Source organism: Rickettsia endosymbiont of Oedothorax gibbosus, from assembly GCF_936269705.1.
In the GTDB taxonomy this organism is placed as follows: Bacteria; Pseudomonadota; Alphaproteobacteria; order Rickettsiales; family Rickettsiaceae; genus Tisiphia.
Genome location: NZ_OW370493.1, coordinates 203069 through 220822 on the forward strand (window position 1 = coordinate 203069; position 17754 = coordinate 220822).

Genomic DNA, 17754 nt, shown 5'->3' on the forward strand with positions numbered 1-17754 from the left:
ATTTTATACTAAATCTAAAGGCCAAGCCTTGATGGTCTCACTAGTCAAACTAGTGGCTTACCTATCATTGAGTTAATAAAAAGGTTAATAATCTTCGTAGACGTATCTATAGGGCATCTGCAAATGGTAACATGAAATTAGTACGTAGTTTACAGAAATTGATGTTGAAATCAAGAACAAATAAATTACTTGCTATAAGACGTGTTACCCAAATCAATAAAGGGAAGAAAAGTCCTGGTATTGATAAAATAGTTGTTAATACAGATAAAGAAAGAAATTTGTTAATGGAAAAGTTAGCAAATAATAATCTATCATCTGTTAAACCGATCAAGCGTGTGTATATTCCCAAACGAAAAGGCAAACTTAGACCTTTAGGTTTACCTATTATTTTGGATAGATGTATGCAAACTGTTGTTAAATCAGCACTTGAACCATTTTGGGAAGCTAAGTTTGAAGGTAATAACTATGGTTTCAGACCTGGACGTAGCACCCACGATGCAATACAGAGAATTTCTGCTATTGTCTGCCCTGGCACAACCAGGGGGTGGATACTAGATGCTGATATTAAAGGTGCATTTGATAATATTGATCATAATGTTCTTTTGAAAATTATAGGAAATTTTCCAGCACGAAATTGGATTAAAGCATGGCTTAAATCTGGTGTGATGGAAGAATATCAATTCACGTCAATTCGGGATAAGGATATTGTGAACATGTAGATTAAAATCAAATTTTGTTGAAGGTTTATTTTTCTTTAATGAGTAAGCAACAAGAGTAGATAATATATGGACAAAGGCATTTATTGGTGATCTATGTCTAGTATGTTCAAGGTTCATTTTATTTTTTAGATAATCAAAAACTGTTTCAATTAAGTTACGCTTTCGAAGTAAGATTTTTTCTTTCAAATCCATTAATTTATTTTCCATATTCTTCTTAATTCCATGAATCATTTTTAAGCCTCTTTCATATAAATTTAAGAACAAATTTTGCTTAATATAACCTTTATCAGCTGCTATAATTCCAGTTAATCTTTTTGTTAACTCCGGTACTGGAACCCTATCATCTACATTGCCTTTGGTCACTTTTAATGCCATAAACTCCCCTTTATTATTGATTATTACATGTAATTTAAAACCATAAAAATACCCCATAGAGGATTTACTATGTTTGGCTAATCCTTTAAAAACTTTATTGCTATAACGCCTTTTATTGTGACAAGCTTTAATCGTTGTAGAGTCAATAAAATAAATACCTGTTTCCTCACCAAACAACAAATGAATCAACATATTTAGCGGTATGAATAATCGTGCCATTAATTCAACAAATCTATTATAACTCAAGGCTTTGGGAAAATCATCCTTATGCATGCACTCTATATAACTTTTATAGAAAAATTTAAAATTCTTAGCATAGGATGTATGAAACATAATTATTATTGTTAACATTTCACTTAGACTCATGCTACAACAGCGATTTCTTTGCTTATTTGATGGTAATAACTTTCTCTGTTCATACTCCAAATAAATTTTACAAAAATCATCTATAAAACTATATAATTCTGTGATATCTTTTTTCATGCCTGTAGTTTGTTTTTTTGTTTAAAAATATAAATACTGCAGGCACTCCTTTTTGACAATCCTTTTATCTATTACTATTTCATCTATATCTTATCCCGAACTGACGTAATTCACCAAAACAACAGTTGGAACTCCTCAAGGGGGAGTAATCAGTCCATTACTTTTAAACACAGTTCTTCATGGAATGGAAGACATACTTAACATAATACCAATTGCAATAATTAACGCAGTGGTGTAAAATGGGTTTTTAACTGATAAAGGTACTCAAATGGCTAGGTTAATATTACCACAAGGTTTTCATGGTCATGATTTTATAAAAATGATGAAACATGAGCCGCATGGTCGAAATCGTATACGTTTATTGGCGATGTATCACCTTCAATTAGGCAAATCTTTAAAAGCCATATCTGAAATAGTGAAGTCACACTGGAAAACTGTGCAATCATGGCTCAGAAGATTTAGGAATCATGGTTTTGAAGGATTATTTGAATCACAAAGAAGCGGCGCCCCTAGGAAGATTAACACTATACAAGAGTCTGCTCTTTTTGATAAAATCAATACGCTCAGTGAAAGTAAAACTGGTGGGTATATAACTGGAAAGGAGCTACATATCATGTTACTTGAGGAATATGGTGCTAAATGCGCTTTAAAAACAGTCTACAATACTATGCACCGCCTTGGTTTTAGCTGGATTACTTCTCGTTCAATGCATCCAAAGTCAAATCAAGAGACTCAAAATACATATAAAAAAACTTCCCAGACATGTTAACAAAATTATTACCAAAAAATATCGATAGATGTAAAGTTGATATATGGTCTCAGGATGAAACTCGAGTTGGGCAACAAGGTAGCTTAACTCGTATATGGGCTAAGCGTGGCACTAGACCCCGTAAAGTTCGGCAACAGCAATTCATTTCAACATATATTTATGGAGCTGCTTGCCATGATACAGGAGAAGCTTTTGCATTAATTTTACCATATGCAAACACACAGGCAATGAATAAATTCTTAGAAGAGCTTTCTCGCAGTATTCAAGGCAACCGACATATAGCTTTACTAACGGATAATGCAGGTTGGCACACAGCCAAAAAACTAACTGTGCCAAGCAATATCACTTTGATACCGCTTCCGCCCTATGCACCGGAACTTAATGCAATGGAACAAGTTTGGGAATGGATCAAAAATCATTTCTTGTCTAACCAATGTTATGGTGTATATGAAGATATCGTCACTATGGCTTGTTATACCAATTGCAATAATTAACACGGTGTGTTTATCCAGTCTCTATACATAATTGATTTTACTAAATCTACATTATGAGCAAATTGATTCCAAGCGTAACAAGCCATAGTGACGATATCTTCATATACACCATAACATTGGTTAGACAAGAAATGATTTTTGATCCATTCCCAAACTTGTTCCATTGCATTAAGTTCCGGTGCATAGGGCGGAAGCGGTATCAAAGTGATATTGCTTGGCACAGTTAGTTTTTTGGCTGTGTGCCAACCTGCATTATCCGTTAGTAAAGCTATATGTCGGTTGCCTTGAATACTGCGAGAAAGCTCTTCTAAGAATTTATTCATTGCCTGTGTGTTTGCATATGGTAAAATTAATGCAAAAGCTTCTCCTGTATCATGGCAAGCAGCTCCATAAATATATGTTGAAATGAATTGCTGTTGCCGAACTTTACGGGGTCTAGTGCCACGCTTAGCCCATATACGAGTTAAGCTACCTTGTTGCCCAACTCGAGTTTCATCCTGAGACCATATATCAACTTTACATCTATCGATATTTTTTGGTAATAATTTTGTTAACATGTCTGGGAAGTTTTTTTATATGTATTTTGAGTCTCTTGATTTGACTTTGGATGCATTGAACGAGAAGTAATCCAGCTAAAACCAAGGCGGTGCATAGTATTGTAGACTGTTTTTAAAGCGCATTTAGCACCATATTCCTCAAGTAACATGATATGTAGCTCCTTTCCAGTTATATACCCACCAGTTTTACTTTCACTGAGCGTATTGATTTTATCAAAAAGAGCAGACTCTTGTATAGTGTTAATCTTCCTAGGGGCGCCGCTTCTTTGTGATTCAAATAATCCTTCAAAACCATGATTCCTAAATCTTCTGAGCCATGATTGCACAGTTTTCCAGTGTGACTTCACTATTTCAGATATGGCTTTTAAAGATTTGCCTAATTGAAGGTGATACATCGCCAATAAACGTATACGATTTCGACCATGCGGCTCATGTTTCATCATTTTTATAAAATCATGACCATGAAAACCTTGTGGTAATATTAACCTAGCCATTTGAGTACCTTTATCAGTTAAAAACCCATTTTACACCACTGCGTTAATTATTGCAATTGGTATTACGCTTGGAATCAATTTGCTCATAATGTAGATTTAGTAAAATCAATTATGTATAGAGACTGGATAAACACACCGTGTTAATTATTGCAATTGGTATTAGACATGGCAATAGCAATTATCTTTTATCTAAATTTTCAAAAAAATATTGAGTCTGTCCTATAGTTTGTGTAAGTTGCAAAGAAAGCAGTAAGAGATTACTGTAAAAAAAGTAACTTAAGCAAGCAAGGAGGAATTATGGCTAAAAAATTAGATACAGATAAAGATACATTAAGCATCAGTAATCAGCTAGTAGAAGAATTATTATCAAAAGCAGATCCATCGGAGTTATTTGGTCGAGATGGTTTATTTCAACAGCTAAAGAAGCAAATAGTTGAGAAAATATTAGCAAGTGAGTTGGATCATGAATTACGTTAATTCGGGATAAGGATTAGTAAAAATGCTTTAGCTATAACTAATACAAGATTTTGGATATGTATAAATTGCATTTCTGTGAATTCATACATTAATTGCTCTTCGTAGTGTATATATGTCTGCTATTTTTACTAATCCTTATCCCGAATTAACGTATGAATTAGGATATTCAAAACATAGCAAGATGCCAAAAGTAGATAATAATAGTCGTAATGGTAGCTATGAGAAGACAGTAATTGATGGGGATGGTCGTAAGCTGACAGTAGAAGTACCAAGAGATCGGGAAGGAGAGTATAATCCTCAATTAATACCAAAAGGGCTGAGGAGATTTAATGGATTTGATGAGAAAGTGATATCCCTTTATGGTCGCGGTATGACAGTCAGCGAGATCCGAGGGCATTTAGAAGAAATATATCAAACTGATGTATCTGGTGACTTGATATCCACCATAACAGATGGGGTAATAGAAGAAGTAACTAGGTGGCAAAATCGTTGTTTAGATAGGGTGTATCCAATATTATACTTGGACTGTATCTATGTAAAATCTAGAGACAATCACATAGTAATAAATAAAGCAGTATATTTAGCACTTGCTGTAAATATAGAAGGGAAAAAGGAGTTACTTGGCATTTGGATAGGCAAAAATGAAGGTGCTAAATTTTGGATGCAAGTAGTTACTGAGTTAAAGAATCGAGGAATTGAACAAATTTATGTTGCTTGTGTGGATGGTTTAAAGGGCTTTCCAGAAGCTATAAGCAGTGTATTCCCGAGTACTATAGTACAATTATGTATTGTACATATGGTTCGCAATTCAGTAAAGTATGTGTCATATAAAGATTTAAAAGAGGTCACATCAGATCTAAAACAAATTTATACAGCTAATAATGACGAAATGGCACGTTTAAAACTTCAGCAATTTGGTGTAAAATGGGATAAAAAATATCCGGTAATTTCTGATATTTGGCAACGTAATTGGTCTGGGATAATACCGTTTTTTGCCTTTCCTGAAGAGAACAGAAAGGTAATTTATACTACTAACACTATAGAATCTGTAAATCGTCAAATTAGAAAAATTATCAAAAATAAGGGGGTGTTTCCAGATGATAAGTCAATTCAAAAAATAATATTTTTATCCCTACAAAATGCAGCCAAAAAATGGACCATGCCTATTAAAGATTGGTCTTTAGCTTTAAATCAATTTGAAATACTTTGTGGAGATTTTAAATATGATTTATTGGAAAATAAAAAATGAACTTACACAAATTAAATGATTGACTCGGAATTTAAAGGTTAGGTGTAATATGATAGAGCCTAATCATAATAAGTTAACAATTGTACAACAGTGTAAGTTATTGGATATTAGCAGGTCAACCTATTACTATCAACCTACTGGTATTAGTGAACAAGATATCAAGATTATGGCAATAATTGATGAGACCTATACTATGCATCCATATTATGGTATGCGGCGGATGGCTAAATATTTACAAGCCCAAGGTTTTTCGGTAGGTCGTAAAGCTGTTAGACGTTACTACAAGATAATGGGTCTTGAAGCTGTTTATCCTAAAATAAATTTAAGCAAGAGGAATCAAGCGCATAAAATATATCCTTATTTACTAAAAGGATTAGAAATAGTATTGCCAAACCAGGTTTGGAGTGCAGATATAACGTATATAAGACTGAGCCAAGGATTCGTATATTTAGTAGCTAGAGCCTTTCTAATTAAGTGTGTAAATTTTTCATAGGGCTTAAATTCTACCTTCAAATTTTATCAAAAAGTGAGCCATAGCTGCGTTCCAGTTCGGAATCGGCATAACCCATTTCTTGGTCATATAATCAATTGCCAAATATAAGGTCTTAAAAACGGCATTATCATTTGGAAAAACCCTTTTATTCTTAGTAACCTTACGTAATTGGCTATTGACAGATTCTATACTATTAGTTGTGTATATTACTTTCCTTATCGCCTCAGGGTATTCTAGAAAAACCATTAAATTTTCCCAATGAACATACCAAGATTTAGCAATTTGTGGATACTGTTTACTCCATTTAGCTTCAAAAGATTCTAAAGCAAGATGTGCTTCTTCCTCTGTGCTAGCAGTATATATAGGCTTTAAATCAGCCGCTAATTCTTTTCGGTCTTTATATGATACATATTTTAAACTATTTCTAATCTGATGTACAATACATAATTGATGTTCGGTTTTCGGAAAAACTGCTTCTATTGCCTCAGACATACCGGTTAAATTATCACTGCAAGCAATAAGCATGTCTTGCATACCTCTGTTCTTCATCTCAGTAAAATTACCAAGCCAAAATTTAGCTCCTTCATTTTCACTGTTCCACAATCCTAAAATATCCTTCCTTCCAGATAAATCAATACCTAATGCTACATATACAGACTTATTGATAATTCGTTTATCTTGACGTACTTTTACTACTAAACAGTCAAAAAATACTATAGCATATACTCGATCCAATGGTCGGCTTTGCCATATCTTGACATCCTCAATTACATCATCAGTAATTTGACTTATCAAACTTTCGCTAACGTCAGCTCCATACAATTCTTGCATTTGAATCTTAATATCAGATAAGCTCATTCCTTTAGCGTATAACGATATTATTTTATCATCAAATCCTTCAATACGTCTTTGACGTATAATGGTTCCAATATTTTGGACAGAAAAATAAGAAAAATGAGATAGAATTCTTTAGCAAACAAGGAGAGCTAGAGATGAAAAAACAAGTAAGGCAATATAGTGCTGAGGAGAAAGCCAAAATTGTCATAGAAGCAATTAAGGGAGAGCTAACAATAGCCCAGATAACCAGTAAGTATGGTGTTCATGCAACACAGATCAGTAACTGGAAAAAACAAGGTCTTGAGTTGTTAGTACAAGGTTTTAAGAATAAAACACAGAGTGCTGATCCAAATCAGCAGGGGTTAATCAAGAATCTATATGAGCAAATTGGTCAGTTAAGCGTTGAGTGTGACTGGCTCAAAAAAAAAATCTGCATTGTTTGGAATTAAAGGTTAGGTGTAATATGATAGAGCCTAATCATAATAAGTTAACAATTGTACAACAGTGTAAGTTATTGGATATTAGCAGGTCAACCTATTACTATCAACCTACTGGTATTAGTGAACAAGATATCAAGATTATGGCAATAATTGATGAGACCTATACTATGCATCCATATTATGGTATGCGGCGGATGGCTAAATATTTACAAGCCCAAGGTTTTTCGGTAGGTCGTAAAGCTGTTAGACGTTACTACAAGATAATGGGTCTTGAAGCTGTTTATCCTAAAATAAATTTAAGCAAGAGGAATCAAGTGCATAAAATATATCCTTATTTACTAAAAGGATTAGAAATAGTATTGCCAAACCAGGTTTGGAGTGCAGATATAACGTATATAAGACTGAGCCAAGGGTTCGTATATTTAGTAGCTATTATTGACTGGTATAGTCGTTATATTCTAAGTTGGCGAATCTCCATTAGTTTGGAAAGTGAATTTTGTGTAACAGCCCTTGAAGACGCTATAGAAAAATATGGTATGCCAAAAATATTTAATACTGATCAAGGAGTACAATTTACCTCGGAGAATTTTATTAGTATGCTAAAGCTACATAATATCTTGATTAGTATGGATGGTAAGGGACGAGCCTTAGATAATATTTTTATTGAACGTTTTTGGCGATCATTAAAACAGGAAAAAATTTATCGGATTATTTTAACAACAGTAAAGGAGGCAAAGACAGCAATTAACGAATATATGGACTTTTATAATAGACAAAGGATGCATCAAGCTTTGGATTATAAAACTCCAGAATGTGTATATTTTGAAAAAAATATTGTATAAAAACAACAATTTAATTTTTGTGAATTATATCTCTATTTATCTAAATTTTTGTCTAGACAAAGGGGACCACCTTACTTATTTGTACAGAGCCGGTTTCTGCATTCTTATAAATATCCTTGAGTGGCCTCTCATTCCCACGGCTTCTAGAGCCTCGACATAATTACGGATTTTATTCAGAATACTTATTCATTAACTCTTTAACTTTCGTTCTCTTTATTGTTACTATTCTTTACTCGCAATATTTATCAATTACCAATTTTTATTTAGTTGACATAGTTTCTTCTTTTTTCTCAACTAAACTAATTTGCAACATATTCGCTACCATTGGTGACTACTGCATAAGCAATCCTTGCTAACTTATTTGTATACCTACAGCAAAACTGCATAACTTTATCTAATGTTTTTGCTAGTATGAATTTTTTATACATTTGGATTCCATACTATGCAAATACCATCAATTACTATTGAGCAAGTAGCTCAGCAATTTAAAGCCTGGCGTCAAACTAAAACTAATAAGTTTGATCCTATACCAAACCATCTAAAGGAATTAGTTTACCAATTACTCCATCATTATTCTTACCAAGAGATAGCTAAACATCTTAATATTAATAAAGCAACAATCAGTTCAATTAAAAAAGCCCATGAGCCTACCCTCAAAACTTCTCCTGTCTCAACTTCAAATCAAGCTCTACAACAAAATATTAATTTTCTCCCATTTCAACTATTATATTCTATAGATACCGATCCTGTAGCTGCCCCCAAACAAAATCACTATACTTGTCACATTATTAAACCAAATGGTACCAAACTTATTATCCAAACACTAGAACCAAAAACCATAATTCAGACATTTTTATGTTGCAACTAACCCCGGCGTCAGTTATTTTTGTTACCACTATTGCCATCGATTTTCGCAAGGGTATCGATGGCTTAATCGCTGTTTGTAGACAAAAACTTTCTTCTGACCCTCTTAATGGTTCCTTGTTTTTATTCTATAATAAAAACAGAACTGCCATTAAAATTTTGTCCTTTGACGGTCAAGGCTTTTGGCTATGCTCTAAACGCCTATCCAAAGGTAAATTTACCGCAAAACTTTTCCCATCTGATAATTCATCTTATCAAATTTGTTATAGAACCTTACACATTCTTATTCATAATGGTAATCCTAGTTCTGCCAAATTCTCTAATGATTGGCTTCCTGTCGTTTAAGCTGCTGTCTCGATTAATTCCGTATTATTCATATATCTTGCATAGGCAAAAGGCGTATAATTCGCAGGACTCTTCTTTGCTTTGCTACTCTGCTCTTGTAGCCAATTTAAATATTTAAAGGCATTGATCTCGTTCTCACTACAAGTCTTTACTATACTATACAGACCACTATGTATCTCAGCACTATTGATTGTTTTAAAGAATAATGAATTCTTCCTTTGTAAAATAATGGTACGCAGTGATCTCTCAGCCCAATTATTATCAAGATTGCTAACTGGCATTTTGAGTCAAACCTTCTTTATTATTTATCCAATATTTCATAGCTTGTCCAAGCCTACTATTAGGCTCAACTTTCTTGTCGTTAAATAATTCGTCTATTTTGTTATATATGTTTTCTATATATTTACCGCTATGTTCCTGATGATACAAAGTTTTTCTTCAGGACTCATCTCTTTACATTGATGTTCATTGTGGTAAATCCCTCGTGTTTGTTTGAGAAAATATCCGCATTCTTCAGGGTAATATAGTTCATTCTCTGTAAATTTTCTCTGACCATGTGACAAACAATTGATCATCACTATTATTGCCAGTAATTCTTGATCTGCTTCTGATAATACCGGGTTATTATTATTACTTGCGTCAGTCATTAATTGGATAGAATCTGTTCTATTCTTACGATTCTTTAGTACGTTACCTATATTTTCTCCACCATGCCTATTACCGGTAAAATATAAAACTATCACCTCATTATTTGCAGTCTTAGCACATATTGTAGTAGTATAACAGCTGCGTCCTTTCTTATTTTGAGTACGTAATTTCTTATTGGCTATAGTAATTTCTAAAATCCTAGCTCTAGTATCATCAAGGTTCAGTGAACTACATTCAGCAGCCATTTCCAATAATACCCCGTAAATTTCAGCTCCACCACCTTCTTGCCAAACATCTAAATATTGTTGCCAGAGCGAGCTATATGCCACAGGAACACCACTTAAACTTTGCAGCCTAGATAAACGGTAGAAAGGAGTGCCATAGGTCTTTTGTAACACTATTGCACTTCTGCTACTATTTGTCCATTTGTTGATATTTTTATTGTTCATAACTATATAATCACAAGCATTACAACGTAGCGTTTTCTTTACATATCTGTTGACTGTAATTGGAGCATTACCTGTAAATTGTAGCAATTTTCTAGCTTCACTATTATATAGTTTGCCATTACAACAGTGAGGACAGCTATCACCACTACAAAAATTCTCAGGAGTTAAATAGCTGGTATTCGCATCCTTATAATCATCAAACCCATATTTACCTTGCTAATTACTACGATCTATCTTTTTGGGCTTATCGCACTCTTCTTCATTACCACCATTCCCGTTATCAGATTCACTTGGCGGTTCTTTTAATGAATCTGAACTATCTTTTTTTTGTTATCTGCCTTAAAACCAATCAGCATTTCCTTAAGCTTATTTATACTGATATTTGATGATGCTAGCTTGTCTATTAGCTCATTACAAAATTTCACAAGTTCTACTATCGTTTGCTATAGTACCCTACAATTTTGAGAAGATGAAGAAGAATGGTTGATTTAGAGTGGTGTGAAGTAGTATAAGGTAGGTATTTTTATAACAAAATGCATAATATAATACTTCAAGAATTGATTTTATATATAGACGGAAATAAATCAAGATTAAAATGTTTGGTTGGTATGGTAATTAGTTTGCTGACGGGCAGCTCAATTTATCAAAAGGTTTAGCACTTGGTATTTTAGGTGATGCTAAAGCGACGTCAAAAACTCATAGAATTTATCGTTTTTTAAAAAATTTTAATTTTGATTATATGAAGGTTGGCTATTTGCTATTAAGCTTTTTTGCTTCAAAAAATTATGTCGTAGCAATGGATAGGACAAGTTGGAAATTTGGTAAATCCGATATTAATATTTTATTTTTAGTAATGGTAATTGGTAAAATATCGGTGCCAATATTCTGGAAGACTTTGTCGCATGGTGGCGGGTGTTCTGCAGAATTTATGAAGGAATTTTTACAGAAATTTATTAATAATTTTGGCGTTGAAAGAATAAAATATTTGCTTGCTGATAGAGAATTTATGAATAAAGAATGGTTAGACTTTCTGATAAATAACCATCTAAAGTTTGTTATTCCATTAAAAATGGATCATAAAATTCGTCTTACAAAAGGTTTAAGAACTTTAACCATTGAAAGAATATTTAGTGATGTTAAAGCCTTAGAGTATAGGGCTTGTAGTGGTATATTATGGAATAGAAAGGTTAATTTTACCGCATATAGAAATGATAAGAGCGAGCTGATGGTTCTGGTGTCTTCAATTGAAATAGAGCAAGATATTTTTGCTTTATATAAATTTCGTTGGAGTGTTGAACGACTATTTTTGCACCTAAAAAGCGGTGGTTTTGATATTGAAAAAAGTCACATTGTAAAATTGGATAGATTTGAAAAATTATTAGTGATAACTGCTATTGCTTCAGCTTTAATAGTCAAAAATGGAATAATACAAAATGCCTTAAATCCCATCCGAATAAAACGGTACAAAACCATTGAAAGACAATTGTTTTCATTATTTACCTATGGCTTTGATCATATCAAAAATGCTTTTTATCAATCTACAACAGCCATAACGCAGCTAATATCCACATTATTAATACCTCCCAAACAAAAACTTTTTTCTATCCTAATACCATCTTTACAAAAATTGTAGGGTACTATGATCGTTTGCTGTTCATCTCCCGTTAATGAACTTTCCTTGACGTGTTGTATTAGTTCTTCTCGTTCTTCAGCACTTAAGGTCGCTACTTTTGGTTTTTTCATTTGATTAATTATCATTATTATTAATATTTCAAATGTTATAATATAACTGGTACTTTTTCAACTAGTTTTTATTAATCGGTGATATTTGCATAGTAGAAACCCAAATTTATACAATAAATTCGTACTAGCAAAAAAATTAGATAGTGTTACGCAGTTTTGCTGCAAGTATACACTTATTTGCTAAACCAACACATATAATATTATATGATTTATTTTCAGCAAATTTCTTCACTGCCCACTGCACTAGTTTATCTTTCGATTCCTTACCACTTTTTGCTCTTATTGCTATTGTCCTTGCGGCTTGAATCAACATAGTTCTGGCATATCTATCTCCCTGTTTGGTAATCCCTCCTAAAACTATCTTATCTCCTGAGCTATGTTGCTTTGGTACCAAACCAAGCGAAGCAGCAAAATCCCTCGGGGTTGGATAACTTTCCATTGGGGCTACACTCAAACAACTAGCATTGATTGCTCCAATGCCAAAAATTTGCTGCAACCTAGTAGCTTTCTCACTTTGCTTATTATTGCTGATAATCAGCTTTTCTAAAGTTTTCTCTTTGTCACATAAATCCTCAATTTCTTTACATTCTAAAAGTAAAATTGACCGTATCCCAGAATTTATATAACCTTTACTATACGCTAACTCTACCTCCAGCCTACATGATTTGCAAAATTTATTTTTACTTAATTTTGTATTATAGCCATATTCACATAAACTTGATATTGTAGAATTAGTTTTTTGCACACGATCTCTGATCGTATTACTTCTAATTTTATGCAAAAATTTTATATCTTGTTCCTCTTTGCTTTTTGGCAGCACAGTTTTTAATTCTGGATCACGAGCCGCTTTGCATATTGCTAACGCATCGTTATAATCATTTTTCTGTTTCGATGTAGCATAAACTTTTACATCTTTTGTTTTCATTAGTTTGACTTGCAAACCAAGCTTAGCAATTTCCTATGACCAATAATTAGCTCCTCCACATGCTTCCATAGCTACCAATGAACTTTTATCGAGATTGCTTAAATAGGCTATTAACTCATCTCTTGTAACTTTTTGATAACCTATTTTTTTGCCATTTTGATCGACTTGCACCAAGTGCATACTATTTTTTGCTAAATCTATTCCTATTATAGTATTTTTTATGCTATTATTTATCATGGTATGGACCTATTAATTAAATTATTATTTAATTTGGAGCAGCTGAAAACTATTTTTCAGCTGACTCCGTACAAGTAAAGCATATTTCGCTTCACTCGTCCATACCATCATTCCCGCGTAGGCGGGAATCTGGATACCTGCCTTCGCAGGTATGACACTGAGTTAAGTAGGGGTGACAAGAAAGCACGGAAATGACAATTTATGGATTGCCACGCTCACATATGTTCGCTCGCAATGACGAGTTATAGATTTATACGTCATTGCGAGAAAGACCCTAGGTAGACGAAGCAATCTATAAAAGCAATCAAAAATGGATTGCTTCGTTGCTACTTAAAGTAGTTCCTCGCAATGACAAGCCTATAACTCGTCATTGCGAGCGAACGTATGTGAGCGTGGCAATCCATGAAGTCATATATTGCTTCGTTGACTTACGGTCTTCCTCGCTAATAGAGGTTGACCACATACAACTTTTAAACTGCCATGATTATAGTCAATTGATGAGAAGTTGGTGACGTCGTCGCTCAATGCTCGCCTATTACTTATAGGCGTCGCTCCATCGCTCCTGCTACCTAATTCTCCTGAATTAACTATACCTCAAAAAACTCTTCCAACTAAGTATGTAGAAAATACCTGAATAAAAATAATAAAAATATTTTTCATAAAATACTTAGTGCATATCATAATTAGTATATACTATAGTCAACTTAGGAGAATTGACTATATAATGATTTATAATATAAACTCGTAGAAATATATGGATAATAATAACGACTTCCCTGGTCAAGTAAATTTTGGTTTTTCCAAAGTGTCCTTTGAGCAAAAAAGAGATATGGTTAGAGATATTTTTTCTAGCGTTGCTAATGAATATGATGTAATGAATGACTTAATGAGCTTAGGGATACATCGTTTATGGAAAGATCAATTTGTTAGGCAAATTCCTAATTTAACATCAAATATATTGGACGTTGCAAGTGGCACCGGCGATATAGCTTTTAGGATAATAAAGCGAGCTAAGGAGCAAAATATATTACCCCAAGTCACTTTGTGTGATATAAATTTAGACATGCTGACGATAGCTCGTAATAAAGCTGTTGATAGTAACATATTACATGGATTAGAGTATGTCGTAGCTGATGCGGAAAAATTACCTTTTCCTGATAATAGTTTCGATTGCTATACTATAGCATTTGGTATTAGAAATGTGTCAAAAATTGACAATGCCCTAAAAGAAGCTTATCGCGTACTAAAGCCCAAGGGCAAATTTCTATGTTTAGAATTCTCTAAAATGCAATATGAGGGTCTGAAGCAATTATACCAGTTTTATTCGTTTAATATTATTCCTAAGATTGGTAAAATTGTAGCAAACAACGAAGCAGCTTATCAATATTTGGTAGAAAGTATTAGTTTATTCCCAGATCAGGAGAATTTTGCAATTATGTTAAAGGATGCTGGATTTAGCGATGTTAGTTATAAGAATCTTAATTTAGGTGTTGCTGCTATTCATAGTGGTTATAGATGATTAGCTTATTATTGAATTTTTGGCATATATTAAGAGTGGTAAGTAAGCAACAAATTCTGACTTATCCAGGTACCATAAAATTACCATCTAGGTTAAGAATTCTTGGTTGGATGATAACCATAATAGTTTATCCGATTGGTTTATTTAAACTACCAAAAGACGATTTTGGTATGAGGTTAACTGATTGTTTTAAAAAATTAGGACCTGTTTATATAAAATTTGGGCAAACTCTTTCCACCAGACCAGATCTCATCGGAGTTAAAATTACTAACTACTTGCAATCTCTACAAGATAAGTTGCCGCCTTTTAGTAGCAACATCGCACGACAGATTATTGAGGAGTCTTTTGGGCAAAGTGCCGATGAGTTATTTTCCGCCTTTGAGGATATACCAGTTGCGGCGGCGTCGATTTCTCAAGTACACAAAGCTAGGCTGAAATCAGGTGAGTTGGTTGCGGTAAAAATATTACGCCCTGAAATTCATCACACATATAATAAGGACATTAAACTTTTATATATTCTGGCTAAGCTAGTAGCAAGAATATCGACAAAATTAAAAAGATTACGATTAGTGGCAGTAATGGATGTATTTAATGCTACTATGAAGTTTGAGCTTGACCTACGTTTAGAGGCAGCTGCCGCCTCAGAATTGTTTGACAATTTCCAAAATGATGTTGATATATATATTCCTAAAATTTATTGGCAACTGACGCATGAATATATAATAACCACAGAATGGGTAGATGGAACATCAATTTATGCTCGAGATAAGCTGATAGAACAGGGCTTAGATCCAGCTAAAATAGCTCAAAAATTTGCTGTAATGTTTTTTAATCAAGTATATAGAGATGGTTTCTTTCATGCAGATTTGCACCCTGGCAATATTCTAGTTAGGTCAGATGGTAGCATAGTGTTACTAGATTTTGGTATTATGGGTAGATTACCTGATAAAGATAGAATGGCAATTGCTGAGAGCCTATTTGGTTTTCTAAGTAAAAACTATAAGCTAGTAGCACTTGTCCATCTTCGGGTTGGTTATATAGATAAAAATACCGATCTTGATCTTTTTGCCCAAGCCTGTAGAGCAGTGAGCGAACCGATTATAGGATATGCTGTCAAAAATATTTCTATAGGTAAGTTACTTGCCCAATTATTTAAAATTACTGAAGATTTTGGTATGGAGGTGCAACCACAATTGCTATTATTACAGAAAACTATAGTAGTAGTTGAAGGGGTAGGACAACAGCTCGATCCAGAAATTAATATGTGGCAGCTTATAGAACCATGGATCAAGAAATGGGCGGCTAAAAATCTTAGCCCAGAGGCAAAGGTGATTAGGCTTTTAAAGCATTTAGTAACTCATCTTACGCATGGCATTTAAAAGTTATAAAGAAAATAGCTTAGCGTCATTGCTAGAAGTGTGGGAACCGCACGACGAAGCAATCCAGAAAAGTGGTTAGTAATAGAAATATTGGAAAGATTATGTAAATGAAAATAGTAACTTGGAATATTAACTCTCTACGTTTGCGACTTGATTTGCTTAAGAAGCTAATTGATCAACATCAGCCTGATATTATATCTCTCCAAGAGACCAAAACAGTTAATGAATTATTTCCTCATCAAGCTATTAATGATATGGGTTATAATCATATATATTATTCAGGGCAAAAATCTTATAATGGAGTAGCAATTTTATCGAAAATTCCTATTACTAATAGATTCTCCCTTGAATTATATAATAGTGATAAAAGGCATGTAGTAGTTGAAGTTCTGGGTATAGAAATCCATAATTTTTATGTACCAGCTGGTGGAGATATAGCTGATGTAAAGATCAATGAGAAATTTAAACATAAATTGGCATATTTAGAATTAGTACAACAATGGTTGACTAATAATCGTAGTAAAAATAGTAAGATGATCATAACAGGAGACTTAAATATCGCACCATATGAGCATGACGTATGGTCGAGTCGTCAATTGCGAAATGTTGTTAGCCACACAGATATAGAGCGTTCAACCTTGTTGGAGTTACAATCTTCTCTGGGTTTTATCGATAGTAGCCGTCATTTCGTACCATATGATCAAAAATTTTATACTTGGTGGAGTTATAGAAACATAGACTGGAAAAAATCTAACCGGGGACGTAGATTAGATCATATTTGGACTAGTTGTAACTTACAAGATAAGATGTTATCGGTCAGCTCCTTATCAGAAGCTAGGGGATGGCTTCAACCTTCTGATCATGTGCCTTATTTTTTAACACTAAATAACCTGAGTTTGACGTAAGCACCAAACAAAATGCTAAGCATTATGTAATAACATAAACAAACTGTTGGTGGTGAGCTATGGTAAAAATAAAACCTTCTTTCAAACTAGTGTGTTAGGAGAAAGAATATTTGAAAAGTAAGAAGGGAGGGATTATAAAGTTCTCGAATAATAACAACAAAATTGGAGAATATATTATGATCCCTCTTACGGAGATTTTCTGCTTAATTGATGATTTTTGCAAGCATTTTGATACGGAGCAAAATAAATATATATTACCAAATCCTAACCGTAAGCGTAAAGTAGTTTGCAGTATAGGACCATAGTACCCTACAATTTTTGTAAAGATGGTATTAGGATAGAAAAAAGTTTTTGTTTGGGAGGTATTAATAATGTGGATATTAGCTGCGTTATGGCTGTTGTAGATTGATAAAAAGCATTTTTGATATGATCAAAGCCATAGGTAAATAATGAAAACAATTGTCTTTCAATGGTTTTGTAGAGCCTTTCTAATTAAGTGTGTAAATTTTTC

At 33.4% G+C, this 17754-nt stretch carries 22 protein-coding genes and 3 pseudogenes; 16 read left to right on the forward strand and 9 right to left on the reverse strand.

The features are described 5' to 3' along the window. Window positions 1-83 precede the first annotated feature (83 nt). Window positions 84-719: pseudogene (locus NBW66_RS01085) on the forward strand (reverse transcriptase N-terminal domain-containing protein); the annotation flags it as partial. Here NBW66_RS01085 and NBW66_RS01090 read toward each other — a convergent pair. Then, window positions 687-1577, reverse strand: a complete 891-nt coding sequence (locus NBW66_RS01090) for an IS982 family transposase (RefSeq protein ID WP_250310582.1) — start codon at window positions 1575-1577, stop codon at window positions 687-689. The pseudogene NBW66_RS01085 and the gene NBW66_RS01090 overlap by 33 nt on opposite strands. Window positions 1578-1845: 268 nt before the next feature. Between NBW66_RS01090 and NBW66_RS01095 the strand changes: the two genes are divergently transcribed. Further along, on the forward strand, window positions 1846-2346 hold the full coding sequence (locus NBW66_RS01095; RefSeq protein ID WP_250310542.1) for a helix-turn-helix domain-containing protein: 501 nt from the start codon (window positions 1846-1848) through the stop codon (window positions 2344-2346). Then, complete coding sequence (locus NBW66_RS01100) at window positions 2340-2840, forward strand: IS630 family transposase (RefSeq protein ID WP_250311490.1); 501 nt, start codon at window positions 2340-2342, stop codon at window positions 2838-2840. The genes NBW66_RS01095 and NBW66_RS01100 overlap by 7 nt, the downstream gene beginning before the upstream one ends. Here the strand turns inward: NBW66_RS01100 and NBW66_RS01105 are convergent. Together NBW66_RS01105 and NBW66_RS01110 are read right to left on the reverse strand one after the other, a co-directional pair. Then, window positions 2837-3397, reverse strand: a complete 561-nt coding sequence (locus NBW66_RS01105) for an IS630 family transposase (RefSeq protein WP_250310543.1) — start codon at window positions 3395-3397, stop codon at window positions 2837-2839. The two genes, NBW66_RS01100 and NBW66_RS01105, sit on opposite strands and share 4 nt — an antisense overlap. Further along, a complete protein-coding gene (locus NBW66_RS01110; RefSeq protein ID WP_250310542.1) occupies window positions 3391-3891 on the reverse strand; it encodes a helix-turn-helix domain-containing protein in 501 nt (166 codons plus the stop codon). Before NBW66_RS01110 ends, NBW66_RS01105 begins: the two co-directional genes overlap by 7 nt. A 297-nt stretch (window positions 3892-4188) precedes the next feature. Between NBW66_RS01110 and NBW66_RS01115 the strand changes: the two genes are divergently transcribed. From NBW66_RS01115 to NBW66_RS01125, 3 genes are all read left to right on the forward strand, one after another. Further along, window positions 4189-4368, forward strand: a complete 180-nt coding sequence (locus NBW66_RS01115; RefSeq protein ID WP_250311491.1) for a hypothetical protein — start codon at window positions 4189-4191, stop codon at window positions 4366-4368. Between the two features lie 112 nt (window positions 4369-4480). Then, on the forward strand, window positions 4481-5617 hold the full coding sequence (locus tag NBW66_RS01120) for an IS256 family transposase (RefSeq protein ID WP_250311492.1): 1137 nt from the start codon (window positions 4481-4483) through the stop codon (window positions 5615-5617). 49 nt (window positions 5618-5666) lie between these two features. Next, window positions 5667-6110 carry an IS3 family transposase gene (locus tag NBW66_RS01125; RefSeq protein ID WP_250311493.1) on the forward strand — a complete coding sequence of 148 codons (444 nt, stop codon included), beginning with the start codon at window positions 5667-5669 and terminating at the stop codon, window positions 6108-6110. Window positions 6111-6113: 3 nt separating this feature from the next. Here the strand turns inward: NBW66_RS01125 and NBW66_RS01130 are convergent. Beyond that, window positions 6114-7025 (reverse strand): annotated as a pseudogene (locus NBW66_RS01130) (IS256 family transposase); the annotation flags it as partial. 77 nt (window positions 7026-7102) lie between these two features. Here NBW66_RS01130 and NBW66_RS01135 point away from each other — a divergent pair. The 4 genes from NBW66_RS01135 to tnpB all read left to right on the forward strand — a co-directional run bounded on the left by NBW66_RS01135 (window position 7103) and on the right by tnpB (window position 9438). Next, window positions 7103-7396 carry a transposase gene (locus tag NBW66_RS01135; RefSeq protein WP_250311341.1) on the forward strand — a complete coding sequence of 98 codons (294 nt, stop codon included), beginning with the start codon at window positions 7103-7105 and terminating at the stop codon, window positions 7394-7396. A 14-nt stretch (window positions 7397-7410) separates the two neighbouring features. Continuing rightward, complete coding sequence (locus tag NBW66_RS01140) at window positions 7411-8229, forward strand: IS3 family transposase (protein WP_250310686.1); 819 nt, start codon at window positions 7411-7413, stop codon at window positions 8227-8229. 442 nt (window positions 8230-8671) lie between these two features. Then, window positions 8672-9097: a hypothetical protein gene (locus NBW66_RS01145; protein ID WP_250310639.1), complete on the forward strand. Its 426-nt coding sequence runs from the start codon at window positions 8672-8674 to the stop codon at window positions 9095-9097. Beyond that, complete coding sequence (gene tnpB, locus NBW66_RS01150) at window positions 9085-9438, forward strand: IS66 family insertion sequence element accessory protein TnpB (RefSeq protein WP_250310638.1); 354 nt, start codon at window positions 9085-9087, stop codon at window positions 9436-9438. Before NBW66_RS01145 ends, tnpB begins: the two co-directional genes overlap by 13 nt. On the opposite strand, the gene NBW66_RS01155 is transcribed toward tnpB, so the two are convergent. Together NBW66_RS01155 and NBW66_RS01160 are read right to left on the reverse strand one after the other, a co-directional pair. Further along, window positions 9435-9719, reverse strand: coding sequence for an IS66 family transposase (locus tag NBW66_RS01155; protein ID WP_250311030.1), 285 nt, complete (start codon window positions 9717-9719; stop codon window positions 9435-9437). The two genes, tnpB and NBW66_RS01155, sit on opposite strands and share 4 nt — an antisense overlap. A 114-nt stretch (window positions 9720-9833) precedes the next feature. Continuing rightward, the gene (locus NBW66_RS01160) at window positions 9834-10535 is read right to left on the reverse strand and encodes an IS66 family transposase (protein ID WP_250311495.1); all 702 of its coding nucleotides are present in this window, start codon (window positions 10533-10535) and stop codon (window positions 9834-9836) included. A 533-nt stretch (window positions 10536-11068) separates the two neighbouring features. Between NBW66_RS01160 and NBW66_RS14355 the strand changes: the two genes are divergently transcribed. Beyond that, complete coding sequence (locus tag NBW66_RS14355; RefSeq protein ID WP_284346704.1) at window positions 11069-11191, forward strand: hypothetical protein; 123 nt, start codon at window positions 11069-11071, stop codon at window positions 11189-11191. Window positions 11192-11238: 47 nt separating this feature from the next. Beyond that, the gene (locus NBW66_RS01165) at window positions 11239-12168 is read left to right on the forward strand and encodes a transposase (protein ID WP_250312225.1); all 930 of its coding nucleotides are present in this window, start codon (window positions 11239-11241) and stop codon (window positions 12166-12168) included. Between the two features lie 246 nt (window positions 12169-12414). Here the strand turns inward: NBW66_RS01165 and NBW66_RS01170 are convergent, their stop codons facing one another. Together NBW66_RS01170 and NBW66_RS01175 are read right to left on the reverse strand one after the other, a co-directional pair. Beyond that, window positions 12415-13218 (reverse strand): IS110 family RNA-guided transposase, encoded by an 804-nt coding sequence (locus NBW66_RS01170; protein ID WP_284346705.1) that lies wholly within the window; start codon window positions 13216-13218, stop codon window positions 12415-12417. A gap of 18 nt (window positions 13219-13236) precedes the next feature. Then, window positions 13237-13440, reverse strand: coding sequence for a hypothetical protein (locus NBW66_RS01175; protein WP_250310719.1), 204 nt, complete (start codon window positions 13438-13440; stop codon window positions 13237-13239). A 754-nt stretch (window positions 13441-14194) separates the two neighbouring features. Between NBW66_RS01175 and ubiE the strand changes: the two genes are divergently transcribed. The 4 genes and pseudogenes from ubiE to NBW66_RS14365 all read left to right on the forward strand — a co-directional run. Then, window positions 14195-14959: a bifunctional demethylmenaquinone methyltransferase/2-methoxy-6-polyprenyl-1,4-benzoquinol methylase UbiE gene (gene ubiE, locus NBW66_RS01180; RefSeq protein WP_250311497.1), complete on the forward strand. Its 765-nt coding sequence runs from the start codon at window positions 14195-14197 to the stop codon at window positions 14957-14959. Continuing rightward, on the forward strand, window positions 14956-16338 hold the full coding sequence (gene ubiB / locus NBW66_RS01185; protein WP_250311498.1) for a 2-polyprenylphenol 6-hydroxylase: 1383 nt from the start codon (window positions 14956-14958) through the stop codon (window positions 16336-16338). Before ubiE ends, ubiB begins: the two co-directional genes overlap by 4 nt. Window positions 16339-16445: 107 nt before the next feature. Continuing rightward, window positions 16446-17243 carry an exodeoxyribonuclease III gene (gene xth, locus NBW66_RS01190; RefSeq protein ID WP_250311499.1) on the forward strand — a complete coding sequence of 266 codons (798 nt, stop codon included), beginning with the start codon at window positions 16446-16448 and terminating at the stop codon, window positions 17241-17243. 176 nt (window positions 17244-17419) lie between these two features. After that, window positions 17420-17542 (forward strand): annotated as a pseudogene (locus NBW66_RS14365) (IS982 family transposase); the annotation flags it as partial. A gap of 10 nt (window positions 17543-17552) precedes the next feature. Here NBW66_RS14365 and NBW66_RS01195 read toward each other — a convergent pair. Then, complete coding sequence (locus tag NBW66_RS01195; protein ID WP_250310699.1) at window positions 17553-17702, reverse strand: hypothetical protein; 150 nt, start codon at window positions 17700-17702, stop codon at window positions 17553-17555. Between the last annotated feature and the right edge of the window lie 52 nt (window positions 17703-17754).